Genomic DNA, 19,452 nt, shown 5'->3' on the forward strand with positions numbered 1-19,452 from the left:
GGGTGTGAGTTAAGCTCAGGATGTTAAAAATTCAATTTTTAGTTATAAAAAAGTGGGGGAGAAGATAATGCTAAAGGTTGGAATAACAGGTGGTATTGGCAGCGGAAAGAGTACAGTAACCAATATGTTAAAAGATGATGGGTTTTCAATTATCGATGCAGATATTGTAGCTAGGGAGGTTTTTATAATATATCCCGAAATAATGAGCAATATCAAAAGTGAATTTGGATATAATTTTTTTGACGGTGAAGGTAAACTTAATAGAAAAGAGTTTGGAAATTATATATTTAAAAGTGATATACGTAGAAAAAAACTTGAGAATATAATGATACCTTTTATAACAAAAGAAATACATCACAGAATAAAAATGTGTGAAGAAGATGACTGTAAGTTATGTTTTCTAGATGCACCTACTTTAATAGAGAACAATCTCCATACTTGTATGGACGTAACTATTTTAGTATGGGTATCTAGTGATGTTCAAATACAAAGAGTTATACTTCGTGATGACTTAAATTTAGATGAAACAATGGATAGAATAAGAGCCCAAATGCCGATAGACGAAAAAAGGAAATTTGCAGATTTTATTATTGATAATGGAAGAAGTTTTGAAGACACAAAGTTGCAACTAGATTTAATTATTACACAGCTCGAAAGGTTAGATGTGAAGTTATGAAAATTTCAAAAATCATAAAATTATTAATATTAATTCTATTGGTTATTATAGTAATAAATATAAAAAGTATTTTTAAAAATTTTTACCCGATAAAGTATGAAAATAAAATAATTACATATTCAAAAAAGTATAACGTAGATCCTTATTTGGTTGCGGCTGTAATAAGAACAGAAAGCAATTTTGATGAGAAAGCTGTTTCAAATACGGGAGCTTATGGTCTTATGCAGATAATGCCTGATACTGCAATATGGATTGCCGGTAATATGAAATTAAAAGACTTTAATACGGAAAAATCTTTTGACTCCGAAACTAATATTGCTATGGGATGTTGGTATCTTGATGATTTAAATAGTGAATTTAATGGTGATTTAGAATTGGTACTTGCAGCTTATAATGGTGGACGTGGAAATGTTAAAAAGTGGCTTAAAAACAAGGAATATTCTAGTGATGGTAAAACACTCAATAATATACCATTTGGAGAAACAGATAAGTATGTTAAAAAAGTAAAGGTAAATTACCGCATTTATTCAAAATTGTATGCTGATGAGATTAAATAAAAGAAAATAAAAACTATTGACAATTTGTATGAAACTAATATATAATTAACCTTATAGTTATTAGATTAATAATTCTATATAGCTATAAGGTTTGATCCTTTACATTAAAAAAATTTGCGACAGTGGCGGAATGGCAGACGCGCACGTTTAAGGGACGTGTGGGAGACCATACGGGTTCAAGTCCCGTCTGTTGCACCATATGAATGAGCAGTACCAATAGAGTTGGTTTATTACAAGTAAAAAACTATCACACGACCTTTGTATGAAAATGAGGGTGAACGTGTGATAGTTTTTTTTCGTTCCCTTGGATGTATTTATTTATATTACAAGGAGGTAGAGATAAAATGCGCAAGAAGATTGACATGAAGAAAAAGATAGGATGTAAAACTTTTGATGAGGGGTATGATGAGTTTATTCTTAACTGTAAAGTCAGAAACCTTAGACCGACTACAATAAAGCACTACGATGACATTGTCAATCACATCTGGTATAAGTTTATGGATTACAAGACACCAATCGGTGAAATTAATCATCAGACGATTCAGCGATTTGTTCTCTTTTGCAAAGAGAGAATGAATGAGAATGACACCACTATAAATACTAATCTGATAGCGATGAGAGCGATAATGTACTATTATATGAAATTAGGATACGTGGAGGAGTTTAAGATTTCATTGATAAAGGCAGATAGAGGCATTACTGAAACATATAGCGAGGACGAGATAAATATATTGTTGAAGAAACCTAATTTGGATAAGTGCAACTTCGTTGAGTGTAGGAATTGGGTTATAGTTAATTTCTTACTTGCTACGGGTTGTAGAATAAGAACGCTTGTGAACATCAAGATAAAAGATGTAGACCTCAGCAATCAATTGATTTCATATACACATACCAAAAATAGAAAAGCACAGATAGTTCCTATGAGTAATAGTATTAAAAAGGTATTGATTGAGTACCTAAATTATCGTGGTGCTGATTCAGAGGACGACTTGATGTTTGTAAATGCTTATGGTACGCCATTGAAAACAGACCTACTATCGCATAACCTATGTACCTATAATAGACGACGTGGGGTTATGAAAACGGGGGTACATAGATGGAGACATACATTTGCAAAAATGTGGATTCTTAAAGGTGGAGATGTATTTAAACTTCAAAGGATGCTAGGTCATAGCAGTATGGATGTGGTTAAGAATTATGTAAATATGTTCACTAATGATTTGCAGGAAGATTTTAATGAGTTCAATCCTCTTGAACAGATGGTACAGAACAATAGACATGTAAAGATGAGGTAGCGTTCTTGACAATTATAGGATAGCACTTGCCGTTATGGTAGGTGCTTTTCTTAAATAAAATATAATTCATCATTGAACAAAGAGTATGGATGTGCAAAACAATGATTTAAAACAAAAAAGAGCATTGGTTGTATAGGTCAAGAAATACTTGACAAACAATGTCGAAAGAGGTAAACTAGAAGGGAATATATGGATTTTAGCATAAATATAACATCATATTCTAACTTAATTACAGTATATCACAGTGAAAACCAAAAAACAATCCCAGGCACCACAAAGTTTGATGTTTTTTTTGAAAATTTTGCGATGTCTGGAATAGGAGGGAACAAAATGATAAAGAAATTTACTTGTATTAAAGAGTTGGAGGAGATAAAGTGTCTTAGTCAAATGAAACATCACGTAGAAGAGCAAAGTGGATATCGTGATAAATTAAATTCGTTACTATACGGAGGGTATAATGAAGAGTTAGAGATAGAATGCAGTTGTGGTAATGTGTATAAGGCAACGGCATATGAATATCTTTTATACTATAGACGATGCAACAAGTGCACTGTATATGTAAAAAGTAATAATGCTATTGATGATAACATAACAAGAACTATAAGAATACCTATAAGAAATAATATGATTCAAGTTTTAAGACAGGACGCTGACCAAACAAGTTTTGTTAATGGTATGCAATTTAAAATTCCTAGATTGATTTGGTTAGATGGTTTGGCAGATATACAAAGCAATAGTTCGGGAAGACTTAGTATGCAAGTGACATATCAACAGTGTTTTAATCAATGCAAAAAGAGGAAATCAAAATATGAGAAAATTGTTTCAAAAGAATTGACTAGACGAGGACTTATATTCAAAGAAGAAAAAAGCATATGGTTTGAGATGAAATCCTATCAATTTGATTTTTGGGTATTGGATAGTGAAGGGAAAATAAAATTTTTTATTGAGATAGATGGGGAATTGCATTTTAGGGACTGTTTTAAAAAGAAAAGGTTGTTATACCAACAACTGAACGACCAAAAGAAAAATGAAGTTTGCCAAAGAAGTAATACAAGTTTAATAAGGATACCATATTGGGAGATTCAGTTCATTGATAAAATATTAGATGAAAAATTGGATTTCAAATATGCCAAAGAAAGCAAATTGAACAAGGCGTGGAATGGATTTGATTTAAATGAGGACTAGTAATTCGTATTGAGGCGAAGTGGTAATCTATATTGTTATAACTTATTAGTTTGAAGGGTAAACATTTATCGAGAAATAGTCTAATGGCGAAATGAATGCAAAATTAAAACACAAGAGGTGAAGCGTATTATGAAAAACAAAGGATATGAAATATATAATTGTAATGATGAAAGTCTAGAGCGACAAAAGGAATTTTTACAAAATGAAATTATTAGAGGAAACAACAGAGACCGATTCATGGTCGTAGATATGGAATGTGGTACGGGAAAGACGATAGAAACTGAAAAGGCGCTGGCAAATATGGTAATGACATCGGGACGAAAAGCCATATTTGTAAGAGAGAGAAAGGCTGATTGTCTTGCAAGTGTAAAGAGAATTAATGAAATGGCAAGTATGCTTGGAGAAGCGACAGTTGCTATTACAATCAATAGAGATACACACACGCCCGAGCAATATGACAAGATTAAATTTGAATTAAATCAGTATCCAATAATAGTTATAACACACGAAAAATACAAGGCACTATCAATTAGTAAAAATAAAAGATACTTTGAAAGTGGAAGACATGTGCTTGTTATCGACGAGTTTTTGGACATGACAAAAGGTAATGAATTGTCGATTAACAAGGATTTTATGAATAGATTTGAAATTTTACTAGACAACACAGCATTAGTAAAACAGTATGAAAAGTGTATCGGTGAGTTAAAAGATTATTTGACCTTAAACGAAGGCAGACACTCATTTTTAAATACTAAGAGCGATTTTAAAATCATTGGGAAAGATATTAACAAATTAATAGAGATGGTTAAGAGTAACATTACGGTTGCATATGCAGAAACAACTGAATATATAACAAAAGGGAACATTTGCTATAAAATTATGGAGTTGAAACAATACTATAGTCAAACATGCGTTGTTGAAGGCAACGTAATATATTGTACAGATAAGAATCCACAATACTGGTTACTGGACAACAATATAATCCTTGATGCGGGTGCAAGATTAAACGGTGCATATAAGTTAAACAAAGAGTTGTTCCATGTTCAACATCAAACTCCCGTTCTTGAGTACTCAAGATGGTTTTTTTCATGTCCCAAAATCAACAGTAGTAAAGGTTCAAAGGAAAAGGCAATTAATTATTATGATGTGGTTAACAAGGTTATAGAAGAATGCAAGTCAGAAGAGACTTTGGTTATAGGAAATATAATAGATGAAGAAATGATATGTGCTATAAACAAAAATCATTTTAGAAATATTAATGGTTCGAATGAATATAGACATTTAAGAAACGTAATAATCACCCACAATCCAAATATGCCGTTTAGAGTTTATGTATTAGAGTATCTATATTACTCTAATCAACGATTGGATAATAGGTGCAATTGGAAAGGTAAGAATGTTGGTAAAGGAATTCACAAGGTATTTAGATTTGCCGATTCTAGGTTTGAGGATTACCGACAATATAAAAATGCAAATGAAATTTACCAAGCAATTAAACGTGTCAATAGAAATATGGAAAGGGAAAGTATGGTTATTATATTCAACAATGATGCAGAGACAATTGATATAGTGATTAAAATGTTTGAAAATTGCATTGTAACCACCAAAGAAGAGTGTGATATTGTAGAATACAAAGAAACGAAAAAAGACAGAGACACTCTTCATAGAAGAGAAAATAGACAAGCGGGGAGGTTTATAAAGGTATGCCAAGAAATGTTAGAGTTCGAACGGCATGATTTGTTACAACAAAAGAAGAATAGAAAAGGCGAATATGATGTTGTAAAGGGTGTTTATTCAAAGCAAAAGATAAGAGAATTTCTTGGGATAGCGGACAAGAATAATTTTAAAACAAAGGTTATGAATGATTTAGATGTAATTGACTTTTGTGGAAGACATAACATCAAGGGTTTAGATAGTGGGCAAACGTTGAATTTCAATGTCTAGTATTGCTTTTGTCCGAAGGAACACTAAATAGTTGACACTATTTAGCCCACGAAATCATTACATGATTTGCGTCGTATGATTTATTTATATTTAATTGATATGTAGGAAAAGTAGGTATTCGACATTTAATAAATATCTATTAGAAGTCAACTACCTACTTTACTGATATGAACAATTGATTGTAAAGATTGTAAAAAAACGGAACAAGAATGAGCAGGGGTTAGAGTATGCTTTTGATGTGCAAAGGGCATTGAATTCGGCTTGTAAGGGAGATTTGATTATTATGAGAGAAAAAATAAATTTATATGTTGATGATTTACGTGACTGTCCAGAGGGGTTTGTAATAGCGAGAACAGTAGACCATGCAATATATTATCTTGAAAATTTTAAAGTTGAGATTCTTTCACTTGACCACGACTTAGGGAGTGATGAACAAGGCAATTTATTACCTACGGGATACGATTTAGTCAAATATATTTGTGAAAATGGGTTAAGAGCAGAGAGTATATATATACATACTGATAATTCTGTAGGTAGAGGAAATATGTATCATACTCTATTGGGTGCACAAAAAAGGGGGTTTATCGATAATGACATTAAAATTTATTACTACTCAATAACTCAAAATAAGTATTCAGAAAAATAAGCAATATTATATATTAAGGGCAGTTAGTGATAGGGCAACTACCAATGTTAAGATGTGTTCTTCATATATTTTGGTGCGACAAGAAGTCGCTAATTATTAGTGTTTCATTAGAAACTATGTTGGTTACTAAACATATCCACGCTTGAAACTGCATTTCTTGTAATTAGGTTGTGTGTTGCATAAAAGTATGCACATAATGTTATTGCCTTATGTAGTAGAAGTGACACTGGAGTAACTTGGATAAGGTAATTTGGAAGGAATGGAGTATTCAATTTAGAATTTGAAACCATTCGCCAATTTAAAATGAAAGAGGCAGAGTTGCTCTGGTGAAACAATGAGATTAGAACGGTTAAAATCGAGCATATTAAAGAAAAATATTAAATGGAGTTGATATAAATGAAAGACATAAGTCCTAAAGTTTCCAATGTAATAATGCATGAAAATCACACTTTGACTATAACGTTTGAAACTGGTGAAGTAAAAACATTTGATATAAAACCATATTTGAGATATGAGGTTTTTGAACCATTAAAAGATTTAGACGAATTTAAAAAATACCATATTGACTTTGGCACAGTATGTTGGGAATGTGGGGCGGAGTTGAGTAGAGATACTTTTTATATCAAGGGTGAAATGCTGAAACATATATAACAAAATATAATATTGAAAAGGAATGGGAGTGTTTTGCTAATGGAGGATAATTTAATTAAAGAAGATGATGAAGTTTAAAATTGCGAACGTTATACTTGTCAACAATCAACTGTCACAAAGGGATAGTAGTGATTTCATTTTGAAAATCATACCTAACAAATGGAATAAAATATTGATTTCATTTGATACGAATTATCTAATAGTGGAATTGAGATAACTGTAGTAATAAAATAGGTTTTTTTACATTGGATGACCTTAAAACATTATAAACATATATGGTATAATATTACTGGTGGTAAACATCTTATAACTGACGGTGGTGGAGAAGTGAGGACGAGGAAACGGAAACAGAAAAGTAATTTTACTAAAGGGGGATTTTAAATGAACAAAAGAGGTGTGACAATTACATTAAGTATTTTTCTAATGGTTGGTCTGGTAGGTTGCGATAGCAAGAATACTGTAAAATCGACTACGGATACTAAAACCGCAACCACCGCAAAGGCGATACCAAAAATAATACCGAAACCAGTACCGAAAGTGGAAGTTGAAACCGTAGTAAAAAATCCAGACTTTAGAAAAGTTAAATGGGGAATGACAAGGGAAGAGGTTAAAAAAACAGAAAAGACTCCGATAATGGCAACCACCGATGATGCAATTATGTATAAGGACAGAGTATGCGGGATTTCAGATGTTCAGTTGGCGTATCAGTTCAACAGTGAAGGTAAATTTACCGAAGGGTTGTTTATGTTTACTGGTAGACACTCGAATCCTAACGACTACATTGACGACTATGAATCAATAAAAAAACAATTAATTGCAAAGTACGGCGAGCCATCAACCTATGATAACGGTGGAATATGGAAGGATAGTTTATATAAAGATAGTCCCCAAGAGAGGGGTATGGCGGTAATTACTGGTGGATTAATCTATGGTACAAAGTGGAACTTACCCAACACCATTATAACACTATTCCTACAAGGCGATAAGTTTGAGCCGTCAATGGATGTTATATACGAAAGTAAAACTGTTAAAAAGGATGCTACTAAGTCTGGTCTATAATATAGGAGGAAATTAAATAGATGATTATGAAATGTTTATATCGTAAGTAGAGAATTGCTTGTCTAAGAAATGTATAGACTTAATAACATATATGGTCGTTAGACAAATAATACAATTACTGGATAGTTATTATCAGTAATTGTATTATTAAAGGGGTAAAAGCAATGGAGGAATCTATTGCTTTTTATTGAGTTCAGATGTGATTTAGCAATTACTTATCAACTGATTATTTACAGTTACTTTTATACTTGGCAATGAAGAAGATAAAATAATATTTTATCTTAGAGACTGTAGTTGATTTAACCTTATACTCATAAAAGGCATAATAGACATTAACATGACTTGTTATAGTTAGGAATCAATGTAAGTTTATAAAGGTATACCTTAAAGGATAGAATAAAGTTGACCACTTTAAGCCATTCATACCGTTTGATAAGGTAATGAAATGATTTAAAAACGTTTGTAAATAAACATTGACCTTTACAAACTGATATGATATATTATTTACATGTTATAAGTAAAGGGTGGAGGTTGGAAAATGAGAATATATGGGTATGCACGAGTAAGCACCAAAGAACAAAACTTAGACAGACAAATGGTAGAACTTCGAAAGCACGTTGATGAAGGATATATATTCACTGATAAGCAAAGTGGTAAGGATATGGAAAGACCTCAGTATCAATTACTCAGAAAGGTTTCACAGAGAGGCGATACAATATACATAAAGTCATTGGATAGATTAGGAAGGAATAAACAGCAAATAAAGGATGAGTTGGAATACTATAAGGCAGAAGGCGTAAGGGTAAAGATACTAGACATTCCAACAACAATGATGGAGATTGCAGAAGGGCAAGAGTGGTTAATTGATATGATTAATAACTTACTGTTAGAGGTGCTAAGTACCATGGCAGAACAAGAGAGAATGAATATAAGAACAAGACAAGCGGAAGGCATAGCAGTACTGAAAGCAAAGAATAATGGTAAGGGAATTGGAAGACCGAAGGTAGATTATCCAAAGGAATGGAAGAAGGTATATAAGGACTGGAAAGCAGAAGAAATAACGGCAGTAAAAGCGATGGAGCAATTAGGACTAAAGAAGAATACCTTCTACAAATTGGTAAAGCAGTATGAAAGCAATTAGGTCATATGGTTGAAAAATCAACGTGGCAAGGATGCGAGAGAAATAAATTGTAATAGGTGACAGTAGATTCACCTATTTTTTCATTCTAATACGATGTCATGCACTAATATCGCGTTCCTATAATAAAGGGGGAGGGTGGTTAACAACTTTTTAGGACATGCTATACTATACTATATAGTATAGTACCTTCGGCACTGGAAGAAAAATATTGAATAGATATAATGAACAAATTCTTTAAAGTTGATTTGAAAGTAATTATAAGATTTATCGAGTAAAACAAACCTATCCCTCATATCATTCCATAGTAGTATATAGTCTGTTGTAGATTATTTTACAATGTTAGCAAGATGAGGGTTAAGTTGTAAGACTGTATTATTGATTGTATAATATACATATGTGATATGTTCGGTTGTGTAATAAAGTATGAGGAAAAATTATCTTTTAGGAAAATTACTAATGGAATGGAGGATTAAATAGTGGGAAATCAAGAGGAAAATGACGAAGAAAATGACGAAGCAATAAAAAAGCAATTTGATAAATTAACCAAACAGTTCAAGGGCATCAGTGGGATGTCAGCAAGTATGACACCGTTAATGGGTGTAAGTTCAGTGTTAGCAGGTATGCAAAACAATGTGGGTAGTCAGTTCAAGGACATTGGCAGAGTTTCCGCAATTATGTCAGCAAGCATGACACCGTTAATGGGTGTAAGTGCAGTGTTAGCAAATATGCAAAACAATGTTGGTAGTCAGTTCAAGGACATTGGCAGAGTTTCCGCAATTATGTCAGCAAGCATGACACCGTTAATGGGCGTAAGTGCAGTGTTAGCAAATATGCAAAACAAGTGGGGTAATCAGTTTAAGGATATTGGTAGAGTTTCAGCACTTATGACATCAGTATCGTGCGTAAGTACAGTGTTAGCAGACATGCAAAACAAGTGGAGTAGTCAGTTCAAGGACATAGATATAAGCAACATAAAAATAAATGAAGATGGAACCATTTTTATGGATGATGCTATAGATGAAATTAATGATTGTATTAATAGTGATACTCCTTTGGAAGAGAAATTCATTAAAATTTACGAAGGAATAAAGTTTCAACATCCTCTGGTGGTTTTTATAATAGTGATGCTTTTGATTAATCCACTATATCAATGTTATCTTGATTATGCTAAGGGAGTAATAAGAACATCAATTGAATCTGTTAAAGGTAAAGTTGAAATTCAAAGTAATAAAAATAAGGTTATAAAAGATATAAAAAAGGAAGTAATAAAACAATCTGATATCAACTATAGGCATGATATAAATGCTAAAAAGGCATTAAGTGAATATGGATTTGTTAACGCAGAGAGTTTAAACATTAGAATTAGTAATTCCGTAAATGCTAGGATTATATATAATTTAAAACGTGTACAAGTAGTTAGAATTTTAAATGAGAATAAGAATAACGTGAAGAATAAATATAAGAATAAAAGTTGGACATTAATAGAATTTACTGATGAAAACATATGTGTTAAAGGATGGGTATTTACTAGATATTTAAGCACTTTTAATTAATATATTCTCTTTTGAATCTCAGTAAGAAGAGATAAGAACTAGATAGGACTCTGTATGTTTACAAAAGAGAAGTGGCGGAATCTAGGTTTGGGTACAGGCTCTAGCAAGGGAAGAGTTATCGAGATTTTTGACTACAGAGATATATCATTTGATGGATTAGGACTATATCAAGTAAGACATTCAATTGTATAAGAGCCTATATATTGGAAGTAAGAGTAAGATGAAATTCTATGTTGAGATGTACACTCATAAGTGTATTGGGCAATGGAAAGGTATAAGATGACGCATATTAATGATTATGGGTTGATAGGTAATCGAATAGTACATTTGCTTCTATATTTTAAAAGGGATTATAGACACCTCCATCACGCTGAGAAAAGGTGAAGTCTGTTACGAAGTTTACTTGGTATAGGATAATGAAGTCATTCGGAGAAATACGAACATTTGTTCGTAAAAATGCCTTGCAATAGCTAGATTTAACGATGAAATCAATGGATATGAATGGATACCAGACTATATACATTATAAGCACCTAAGGCTTGTAACGGTAGGACAAGGACACTTTGGTACATATATAGTCTGAAGTATATCAACACGCTTAGATACACTTAGATAGTATCATTGAACTAGATAATAATACCTTGACTTTACATCGAAATGAAGCTATTATTTAACCAATAGATATGTCCGAGGACGTGTGATAGTTTTACAAGAAAATTAACCAACTATGGCTTATATAAAGGGTTCTAGGGGTACTGATTCGTTGGCACGTTTAAGGGACGTGTGGGAGACCATACGGGTTCAAGTCCCGTCTGTTGCACCAAGTTAAATTCAGTAGTATCAGCACTTTGAAGGTGTTGGTACTTTTTTTATACCAAAAAATATTTTAATATTGGTAGATATGAATTTTAGAACAAATGAATTATAAAAAGAAATATGGAAAAACTAACATCTGAAAGAGGTGTTATTTATGAAAAATAAAAATAGTGGGCCTAATGAAAATCAACAGAAGGTAAATAAAAGTAAGGAAGAAAATCCTGTAATTATTAATGGAGATGCGAATATGAGAAAGCCTGTACGTGGATTAAGCAAATAGTGGCATAAAGAGGGTGTAATTGCACCCTCTTTATTTTTTTTATAAAACTAGTATCAAACTCTTACATTTAGCATAAATTGTTAATGTATTAATAATATTAAAATGGGAGGATAATTATGAAAATAGAGGACAGCAATAGTGAAGCCATAGACATGATTGAAGAATATGACATGGTGCCATTACAATCTATGATGTATGGATATGACCAAATGAATATGATGTCAAATATGGGAATGCCCGTGGGATATATGCAGGATATGAATTCTAATATGGAAACGAACCAATATAGGGGAATAAATCCCTGGGTGGGTATGGGTCAATTTAATTATGCAAGGTCTATGAATGAATTTAATCAATTGGGTAGAATGTATAGAAATGAAGCTATGGACGATTACGATGAGGTAAATAAAAACAAAAGCTATATTGATAAGTATCAGAACCAACCTGATAGACCTAGTATGACGGCTTCACCTAGTCTTCAATATAATGAGGTAGATTCGATTGTAAAAAGAATTGAAAAATATAATCCTGCAATATTTAGGCGCTTGACTAGATACGGGGATCCTTATGTAGAAGCAAGAGAAATAGTTTCGAGAATTGTAAAAGTATCCCTTATGTACAGAGATGAATAGAAAATAACATTTATTTAACATAAAAACAGAACTTATTTTCATTACAACCCTATAAATTTTATAGGGTTATTTTAATTATATTATTTATATTTATTTTTTTATTCTAAAATAAGTTTTTAAATAATAATATTATAAATAAGAACTTATTAAGTTAGGGGATGATAGAGTGAGATATACTAGATATAATTACAAACGACCTAAGAAAAATAACAATTTTATAATTGTTATTACATTAATACTAATAGTTGCAATTGCTTTGGGCACTATTTTTGCAAAGCTATTACCTAATAATAGTAAAATAGCGAGTGCAGATAATAAAGTTACTAAAATAAGTTTGCAAAAAGATACAAAAATAAATAAAGTTAGTGGGGATAGTTCTAAAGATACAACTCAAAATGATATTAAAGAATATGTAGCATTACAATGTGGTGTTTTTACCAAAATGGAAAGCGCACTTGTACTCAAAAAGAGTCTAGCTGAATATGGTACACCATTTATTATTGTGGAAGATAAGTTAAATAAAGTGTTACTTGGGGTATATCCTAAAAGTGGAGCTGATAGTATTATTAAAGAACTTACGGCAAAAAAAATAACTTATTCAAAAATTAATTTCCAGCTGGAAGGTAAGGATTTAACAAGTGCGCAAACTAATGAAATGATTAGTGCAGATATTAAAATATTAAATAAACTTTCGGAAAAGGATACTAAATATGTTGAAACTGCAGAATTAAAAAAATGGATGGCGACTTTAACTGGTGCAGATACGAAAAATAAAAGTTATGTCTCAATGACAACTATAAAATCTTATTTAACTGCCTTGCCAATAAAAGTTGAAAAAGAAAAAACAGAGGACGGATATATATATATATATAAATTTATAAAGAAACTGATATAGGTATAATTATAAATTTTTTCTGAATAATAAATTTATGCACTTGTGTATGAATTTATTAAATGTTAAAATGTATAAGATGTATAAGATATATAAGTAAGGTGGGGGGGTATAATTTGAAGAGTGCAGAAAGAAAAAATCCATATTTTGTTTTTTTTATAATGATAGGAGCTATTTCTGGAAGTTTTATAGGTGAACTATTAGGAGACAACGTGGCTGCACTTAAATTTTTGAAGAGTACGTACACCATAGGGATGAGTAATCCTATGCTTATAGATTTTAAAGCATTCGCAGTAACTTTCGGTATAAATTTTAATATTAATATTATGACTATTATAGGCATTATTTTGGCAATAATATTATATAGAAAATATTAGGAGTGATGTAGTGGATATTATTTTAGCTTCTGCCTCGCCACGTAGGGCTGAACTCCTAAAAAAAATAACTAGTAATTTTCAGATAATGGCAAGTGACTTTGAAGAGAGTGACATAATGTTTTCTGGGAATTGTGGCGAATATGTTATGACCTTAGCAAAAGGTAAGGCTATGGCTATTTGTAGTAGCGTGAAAAAACCAACTGCTATAATAGGTTGTGACACTGTTGTTTATTTTAAGGGTGAAGTGCTAGGAAAACCTAAAGATAGTTACGAGGCTTTCAAAATGCTTAGTAATCTAAGTAACAATACACATGAGGTATATACAGGAATTGCGGTAATAAATTCGCAAACTAAGGTAATTAATACTGAGTATGTGTGCACTAGAGTAAAATTTTCAAAGTTATCAATAAAAGACATAAACAATTACATAGAAACAAAAGAACCATTAGGTATGGCTGGAGCTTATGCTATACAAGGAGGAGCATCTTTATTCGTTAAAGAATTAAAGGGCTGTTACTATAGTGTTGTGGGGTTGCCAGTGAACAAATTATATTATATGTTAAGGGAAATGGGGGTCAATCTATAAAGGAGTTGTTTATGGGTATGACGTTCAAAATTATGGATTTGCCTCAAAATGAGAGACCAAGGGAAAAATTGTTAAGATACGGTGCTGAAACTTTATCCAACAATGAACTATTAGCTATAATACTTAGGGTAGGATCAAAAAATGAAAATATTGTAAGTCTTTGTAGTAGAATAATTTCGCAGTGTGGCGGACTAAATGGACTTTTCAGTTCAAGTGCAGAGGAATTTATGAATTTAAAAGGTGTTGGAAATGCCAAAGCGACACAACTTTTAGCACTTGTTGAAATTTCCAAAAGATTTAGAAGCTATAAATCAGGAGAAGAATATAAAATTACATCACCAAAAGATGTAGCAGAGTATCTTATGGAAGAAATGAGATACTTAAAAAAGGAATATCTTAAATTAGTTATGCTCAATACAAAGAATGTAATTATTAGCATAAAGGATATCTCAATTGGTAATTTAAATACTTCAATAGTTCATCCGAGAGAAGTTTTTTACGAAGCTATTAAAAATTGTAGTGCTTCCGTTGTTATTTGTCACAATCATCCGTCAGGAGACCCAACTCCTAGTAAGGAAGACATAAGCATTACTATAAGACTTAAGGAATGTGGTAAATTACTAGGAATAGAGCTACTTGATCATATAATTATTGGTAATGGGGTTTATACAAGTTTAAAAGAAAAAGGAATGCTTTAGATACGAAAGGAGAAATTATAATGGGAATATTCGGAACGTCTCGTGATATGGGAATAGATTTAGGAACAGCAAACACATTAGTTTACTTGAAGGGGAAAGGTATTGTTTTACGTGAACCTTCTGTTGTAGCTATAAATATAAATACTAATAAGGTTCTAGCCGTTGGTGAAGAAGCTAAACAAATGATAGGTAGAACTCCAGGTAATATAGTTGCAATTCGTCCTATGAAGGATGGAGTGATTGCAGATTTTGATATTACTGAAAAAATGCTTAGACACTTCATAAACAAAGTTAGTCCAAAAGGATTTACAAGTCCAAGAATTGTAGTTGGATATCCGTCTGGCGTAACTGAGGTTGAAAAAAGAGCAATAGAGGGAGCAACTAAAAGTGCAGGGGCACGAGATGCATATTTAATGGAAGAACCATTTGCAGCCGCTATTGGGGCTGGTCTACCTGTAAATGAACCAACTGGAAGTATGATAGTGGACATTGGAGGCGGAACTACAGAGGTTGCCATAATTTCACTCGGTGGAATTGTAACGTGTAAATCTTTAAGAGTTGCAGGTGATGAGTTCGATCAAGCTATAATAGCTTTTGTTAAAAAACAGTATAGTCTTATGATAGGTGAGAGAACTTCAGAAAATATTAAAATGGAACTTGGATCAGTATACGAACAAGAAGATGATGATATGAGCATGGAGATAACAGGAAGAGATTTAATAACAGGACTTCCAAAAGTTATAGAAGTAACACAAAAGGAAGTAAGAGAAGCACTCAGTGAGCCGGTTCAATCAATAATTGAAGCAATAATAACTACACTTGAAAAAACCCCACCAGAACTTGCATCAGATATTATGGAAAAAGGAATTATGTTAACTGGTGGAGGAGCGCTTCTAAAAGGAATAGATGCACTTATCAACAGGGAAACACATATGCCTGTGCACATAGCTGAAAATCCACTTGATTGTGTAGCTATTGGAGCAGGAAAAGCTCTCGATAATATAGATGTTATGAGTAAGAGAAGGTAAATATGAAATTTTTAAAAAACAAACTGGCAGTAGTAATTATATTACTGTCAGTTACCTTTTTATCACTAATAGGTTATAGTGTAAATCGAGAGAAAATGTCTTTTGTGGAAAATGGTGTTGGGGTAACAATGAATTCAGTACAAGGTGTATTTTTTAGTGGATTTTTTAAAATAAAAAGTTCTTTTAAATTTATAACTAATATCTCAAATGTTAAAACAGAGAATGAAGAACTTAGAAGGACTAATAGTGAGCTCCAAAGCAAAGTCATAGAATACAGTGCTTTAATAAAAAAGAATGAAAGAGTAAGCAAAATGTTTAAATTTTCAGATAAAAACGCCCAATATAGTTATATAGGTGCTGATATAAATGGATTGTGTGGAAATAGTTTTTCAGATGGATTTACAATAAATAAGGGTGAAACGAGTGGAATAAAAAAAGGAATGGTCGCTATGACTGGGGATGGACTTGTAGGACAAGTTAATTCAGTTGGCGATAATTGGTCGATAGTACAATGCTTGGCTAATGAAAATATTGCAGTGGCAGGTCTTGTTGATAGAACAAGAGATAATGGTATTGTAAAAGGATATACAGATGAAAATAATAAATCACTTGCACAAATACAGCGTCTTTCTTTAGAGTCAAAAATAAAAAAAGGTGATGTAATAGTAACATCTGGACTTGGAGGTAAATATCCATCTGGAATAAGAATTGGAAGCGTATTAAGCGTTCATGAAGATAAAGGTGCAGTAATGAAAGGGGCTATAATAAAACCATATGTTGATTTTTCAAAGATAGAAGAGGTTTTCATTGTGGTACCAACAGATGCAAAAGCTGGAGAAATAAAATATTAGGGGTTGTATTATGAAGAGAATATTAACAATAGTATTTTTATGTATTCTATTTCTAATATTAGATAATACTTTAATGCCTTTACTTAAGATTAATGGTGCATACCCAAGTCTATTATTTATATTTGCACTGTGTTACTCTATTGTTAGTTCTCCAAGAGATGCAGTGATAATTGGGGTTTTTACTGGAGCACTCCAGGATGTGTATTTCTTAAATGCGGTTGGAATCAATATGCTAAGCAATATGCTTATGTGTTTTGTTGCTGCAAAAATAGGTAAAAACATATTTATTGAAAAATCATTTTTCCCAATAATATCATCTTTTGTGTTAAGTTTAGTAAAGGGATTAATACTATTTTCTATATTGTTTTTTATAAAACAAGATGTATATATGAGAGTAATACTATATCAGGCAATATACAATTTAATAATTTCTATTTTTATGTATAAGTTTACGTATAAACTATCCCAAAAGGAATATATGAAGAGAGAATGGGGATTTTAACGAAAGCACTTTTAGTTTATTATTAAAAGGTTGATAGAATACTTAACAAATAAACTCTGACAAATTTGTTTGTTGGAGTTTATTTGGTTTTATAAGTATGAATAATATATATATAAATATTAATATTAAAATTAAGAAGGAATTTACTTGTATTATGTTGAAATAATATGATAAGTTAAGTTGTGTAACAGTTCAATTATGAAAAAATAATTAATAATTGATTTAGGAACGTTTTATTTATTTTAGTGTCACACACACCCCAGATGAGAGCTAGGAGGTTAAGGTTATGGTTACAGATAAAATAGTTATTAAAGGAAATAAAGAGGGATTAAATGTAGTTATAAATATGAACCATTTTAGTGACTTTGATGATATGTTAGAGGCTTTAATTGATAAGCTTGCGCAGGGAAGGAAATTCTACAAAGGTAGTACACTAAAAATAACTACTGAGCTAAAATACATAAATGAGAGGGAAAGTAGAAAATTAAAGGAAATATTATTTGATGAATTTTTAATTAGTGATTGTATTTTTCAAAATCAAGAAGAGTCTATTGGAAATGTGTTTACTGGCATATACGAGGGAAGAACTAAATTTTTGAGAAAAACAATAAGAAGTGGACAAAGTATAAATTATCCTGGTAATATAATTATAATTGGTGATGTAAATCCAGGAGCAGAAATATATGCAGCAGGAAATATAATTGTATTTGGTACATTAAGAGGAGTTGTTCATGCAGGTTCTAATGGTAATGATAAAGCCATAATTGCTGCGTTTAAGTTGGAACCTCAAATACTCCAGATTGGTGGTATTGTAACAAGGTCTCCTGAAGATGAAGTAAAACCTAAATATCCTGAGGTAGCAAAAATTAAAAATGGAAATATTATTGTAGAACCGTATTTACCTAATAAATATATTTAATGGAGGAGTTCACATGGGAGAATCTATAGTTATAACTTCGGGTAAGGGTGGCGTAGGTAAAACGACGACCACAGCAAATATAGGAACAGCTATTGCATCAATGGATAAGAAGGTTGTAGTAATTGATGGAGATACAGGACTTCGTAATCTCGATGTCTTGATGGGACTTGAAAATAGAGTGGTTTTTACATTAGTAGATGTTATAGAAAAAAGATGTAGATTAAAACAAGCCTTAATAAAAGATAAAAGATTTAATAATTTATTTTTATTGCCAACGGCTCAAACAAGAGACAAAAATGACATTAATATAAAAGATATGCTCATGGTTGTAAACGAGTTAAAGGAAGATTTTGATTATGTTATTATAGATTGCCCTGCTGGCATCGAGCAAGGATTTGAAAATGCTATAGTTGGAGCAGATAGAGCCATTATAGTTGTAAACCCAGAACTTACATCTGTTAGAGATGCAGATAGGGTAATAGGGAAATTAGATTCTAAAGGAATTGATAGGCATGAGGTTATAATAAACAGGATGAATTATGAAATGACAAAAAATGGGGACATGCTGTCTGTAGATGATATTATAGAATGCCTTGCAATTAAATTAATTGGAGTTGTACCAGACGATAGGAAGGTTACAATTTCTACTAATAAAGGAGAGCCGATTGTTTTAGATGACAAGTCAATTGCTGGACTCGCTTTTAAAAACATAGCAAGGCGAATAATGGGTGAGGAAGTGACCTATGCTTCACTAAATGGATCATCAAGTGAGGCAGGCTTTTTTGCTACTTTAAAAAGAATGTTTAAAGCAATATGAGAGGGGGGGACATAGATGAATATACTAAAAATATTTTCTAACAAAATTTTCTCAAAGGATATTGCAAGTGATAGATTAAAATTAATTTTAATACATGATAGAGCAGACTTTTCACCTGATTTTTTGGAAATGATTAAAAGTGACATATTACAGGTAATTTCAAAATACGCTGAAATAGAAACTGGAAATATTGAGGTTAGATTAACAACAACAGATGAATATGAAGGTAGTTCACCAGCGCTAATTGCCAATATACCAATAAAAAAGATAAAAAGATAAGAGATCTAAGAGCTATGTATAATTATCAACTTATGCATAGCTATTTTATTTTTATATGATATAATCAT

Annotated in this window: 23 protein-coding genes and 1 tRNA gene; all 24 read left to right on the forward strand. The window is 31.7% G+C overall.

Annotated elements, in window-relative coordinates:
• Window positions 1-67: 67 nt before the first annotated feature.
• The gene (coaE, locus tag KPL44_RS03895; RefSeq protein ID WP_216247601.1) at window positions 68-676 is read left to right on the forward strand and encodes a dephospho-CoA kinase; all 609 of its coding nucleotides are present in this window, start codon (window positions 68-70) and stop codon (window positions 674-676) included.
• Complete coding sequence (locus KPL44_RS03900; protein WP_216247603.1) at window positions 673-1,233, forward strand: lytic transglycosylase domain-containing protein; 561 nt, start codon at window positions 673-675, stop codon at window positions 1,231-1,233. Before coaE ends, KPL44_RS03900 begins: the two co-directional genes overlap by 4 nt.
• Window positions 1,234-1,349: 116 nt before the next feature.
• Window positions 1,350-1,431 (forward strand) — tRNA-Leu (locus KPL44_RS03905).
• A gap of 146 nt (window positions 1,432-1,577) precedes the next feature.
• Window positions 1,578-2,528: a tyrosine-type recombinase/integrase gene (locus KPL44_RS03910; protein WP_216247605.1), complete on the forward strand. Its 951-nt coding sequence runs from the start codon at window positions 1,578-1,580 to the stop codon at window positions 2,526-2,528.
• 330 nt (window positions 2,529-2,858) lie between these two features.
• Window positions 2,859-3,713 (forward strand): hypothetical protein, encoded by an 855-nt coding sequence (locus KPL44_RS03915; RefSeq protein WP_216247607.1) that lies wholly within the window; start codon window positions 2,859-2,861, stop codon window positions 3,711-3,713.
• Window positions 3,714-3,842: 129 nt separating this feature from the next.
• Window positions 3,843-5,657: a DEAD/DEAH box helicase gene (locus KPL44_RS03920; RefSeq protein ID WP_216247609.1), complete on the forward strand. Its 1,815-nt coding sequence runs from the start codon at window positions 3,843-3,845 to the stop codon at window positions 5,655-5,657.
• A 283-nt stretch (window positions 5,658-5,940) separates the two neighbouring features.
• The gene (locus KPL44_RS03925) at window positions 5,941-6,303 is read left to right on the forward strand and encodes a cyclic-phosphate processing receiver domain-containing protein (protein WP_216247611.1); all 363 of its coding nucleotides are present in this window, start codon (window positions 5,941-5,943) and stop codon (window positions 6,301-6,303) included.
• 396 nt (window positions 6,304-6,699) lie between these two features.
• A complete protein-coding gene (locus tag KPL44_RS03930; RefSeq protein ID WP_216247613.1) occupies window positions 6,700-6,954 on the forward strand; it encodes a DUF2442 domain-containing protein in 255 nt (84 codons plus the stop codon).
• Window positions 6,955-7,335: 381 nt separating this feature from the next.
• The gene (locus KPL44_RS03935) at window positions 7,336-8,013 is read left to right on the forward strand and encodes a hypothetical protein (RefSeq protein ID WP_216247615.1); all 678 of its coding nucleotides are present in this window, start codon (window positions 7,336-7,338) and stop codon (window positions 8,011-8,013) included.
• A gap of 538 nt (window positions 8,014-8,551) precedes the next feature.
• Window positions 8,552-9,154: a recombinase family protein gene (locus KPL44_RS03940; protein WP_216247617.1), complete on the forward strand. Its 603-nt coding sequence runs from the start codon at window positions 8,552-8,554 to the stop codon at window positions 9,152-9,154.
• A gap of 476 nt (window positions 9,155-9,630) precedes the next feature.
• Window positions 9,631-10,707, forward strand: coding sequence for a hypothetical protein (locus KPL44_RS03945; protein ID WP_216247619.1), 1,077 nt, complete (start codon window positions 9,631-9,633; stop codon window positions 10,705-10,707).
• A gap of 54 nt (window positions 10,708-10,761) precedes the next feature.
• Complete coding sequence (locus KPL44_RS03950; RefSeq protein WP_216247621.1) at window positions 10,762-10,899, forward strand: hypothetical protein; 138 nt, start codon at window positions 10,762-10,764, stop codon at window positions 10,897-10,899.
• A gap of 778 nt (window positions 10,900-11,677) precedes the next feature.
• Window positions 11,678-11,803 carry a hypothetical protein gene (locus KPL44_RS25700; RefSeq protein WP_264174136.1) on the forward strand — a complete coding sequence of 42 codons (126 nt, stop codon included), beginning with the start codon at window positions 11,678-11,680 and terminating at the stop codon, window positions 11,801-11,803.
• A 116-nt stretch (window positions 11,804-11,919) separates the two neighbouring features.
• Complete coding sequence (locus KPL44_RS03955; protein ID WP_216247623.1) at window positions 11,920-12,435, forward strand: hypothetical protein; 516 nt, start codon at window positions 11,920-11,922, stop codon at window positions 12,433-12,435.
• Window positions 12,436-12,601: 166 nt separating this feature from the next.
• On the forward strand, window positions 12,602-13,330 hold the full coding sequence (locus KPL44_RS03960; protein WP_216247625.1) for a hypothetical protein: 729 nt from the start codon (window positions 12,602-12,604) through the stop codon (window positions 13,328-13,330).
• 158 nt (window positions 13,331-13,488) lie between these two features.
• Window positions 13,489-13,704: a DUF4321 domain-containing protein gene (locus KPL44_RS03965; RefSeq protein WP_253201628.1), complete on the forward strand. Its 216-nt coding sequence runs from the start codon at window positions 13,489-13,491 to the stop codon at window positions 13,702-13,704.
• Window positions 13,705-13,714: 10 nt separating this feature from the next.
• Entirely contained in the window at window positions 13,715-14,290 is a 576-nt protein-coding gene (locus KPL44_RS03970; protein WP_216247628.1) for a Maf-like protein, read from the forward strand.
• Between the two features lie 11 nt (window positions 14,291-14,301).
• On the forward strand, window positions 14,302-14,988 hold the full coding sequence (radC, locus tag KPL44_RS03975; RefSeq protein ID WP_216247630.1) for a RadC family protein: 687 nt from the start codon (window positions 14,302-14,304) through the stop codon (window positions 14,986-14,988).
• 20 nt (window positions 14,989-15,008) lie between these two features.
• The gene (locus tag KPL44_RS03980; protein ID WP_216119694.1) at window positions 15,009-16,016 is read left to right on the forward strand and encodes a rod shape-determining protein; all 1,008 of its coding nucleotides are present in this window, start codon (window positions 15,009-15,011) and stop codon (window positions 16,014-16,016) included.
• Window positions 16,017-16,018: 2 nt separating this feature from the next.
• Window positions 16,019-16,867 carry a rod shape-determining protein MreC gene (mreC, locus tag KPL44_RS03985; RefSeq protein WP_216247633.1) on the forward strand — a complete coding sequence of 283 codons (849 nt, stop codon included), beginning with the start codon at window positions 16,019-16,021 and terminating at the stop codon, window positions 16,865-16,867.
• 10 nt (window positions 16,868-16,877) lie between these two features.
• Window positions 16,878-17,369, forward strand: coding sequence for a rod shape-determining protein MreD (gene mreD / locus KPL44_RS03990; protein WP_216247635.1), 492 nt, complete (start codon window positions 16,878-16,880; stop codon window positions 17,367-17,369).
• A 286-nt stretch (window positions 17,370-17,655) separates the two neighbouring features.
• Entirely contained in the window at window positions 17,656-18,288 is a 633-nt protein-coding gene (gene minC / locus KPL44_RS03995) for a septum site-determining protein MinC (RefSeq protein WP_216247641.1), read from the forward strand.
• 13 nt (window positions 18,289-18,301) lie between these two features.
• Window positions 18,302-19,105, forward strand: coding sequence for a septum site-determining protein MinD (gene minD / locus KPL44_RS04000; RefSeq protein WP_216247643.1), 804 nt, complete (start codon window positions 18,302-18,304; stop codon window positions 19,103-19,105).
• A gap of 15 nt (window positions 19,106-19,120) precedes the next feature.
• Window positions 19,121-19,384, forward strand: coding sequence for a cell division topological specificity factor MinE (gene minE, locus KPL44_RS04005; protein WP_216247645.1), 264 nt, complete (start codon window positions 19,121-19,123; stop codon window positions 19,382-19,384).
• The last annotated feature ends 68 nt before the right edge of the window (window positions 19,385-19,452 follow it).

Origin of the sequence: Clostridium sp. DSM 17811, assembly GCF_018861905.1 — a bacterium.
GTDB lineage: Bacteria > Bacillota > Clostridia > Clostridiales > Clostridiaceae > Clostridium_AD > Clostridium_AD frigoriphilum.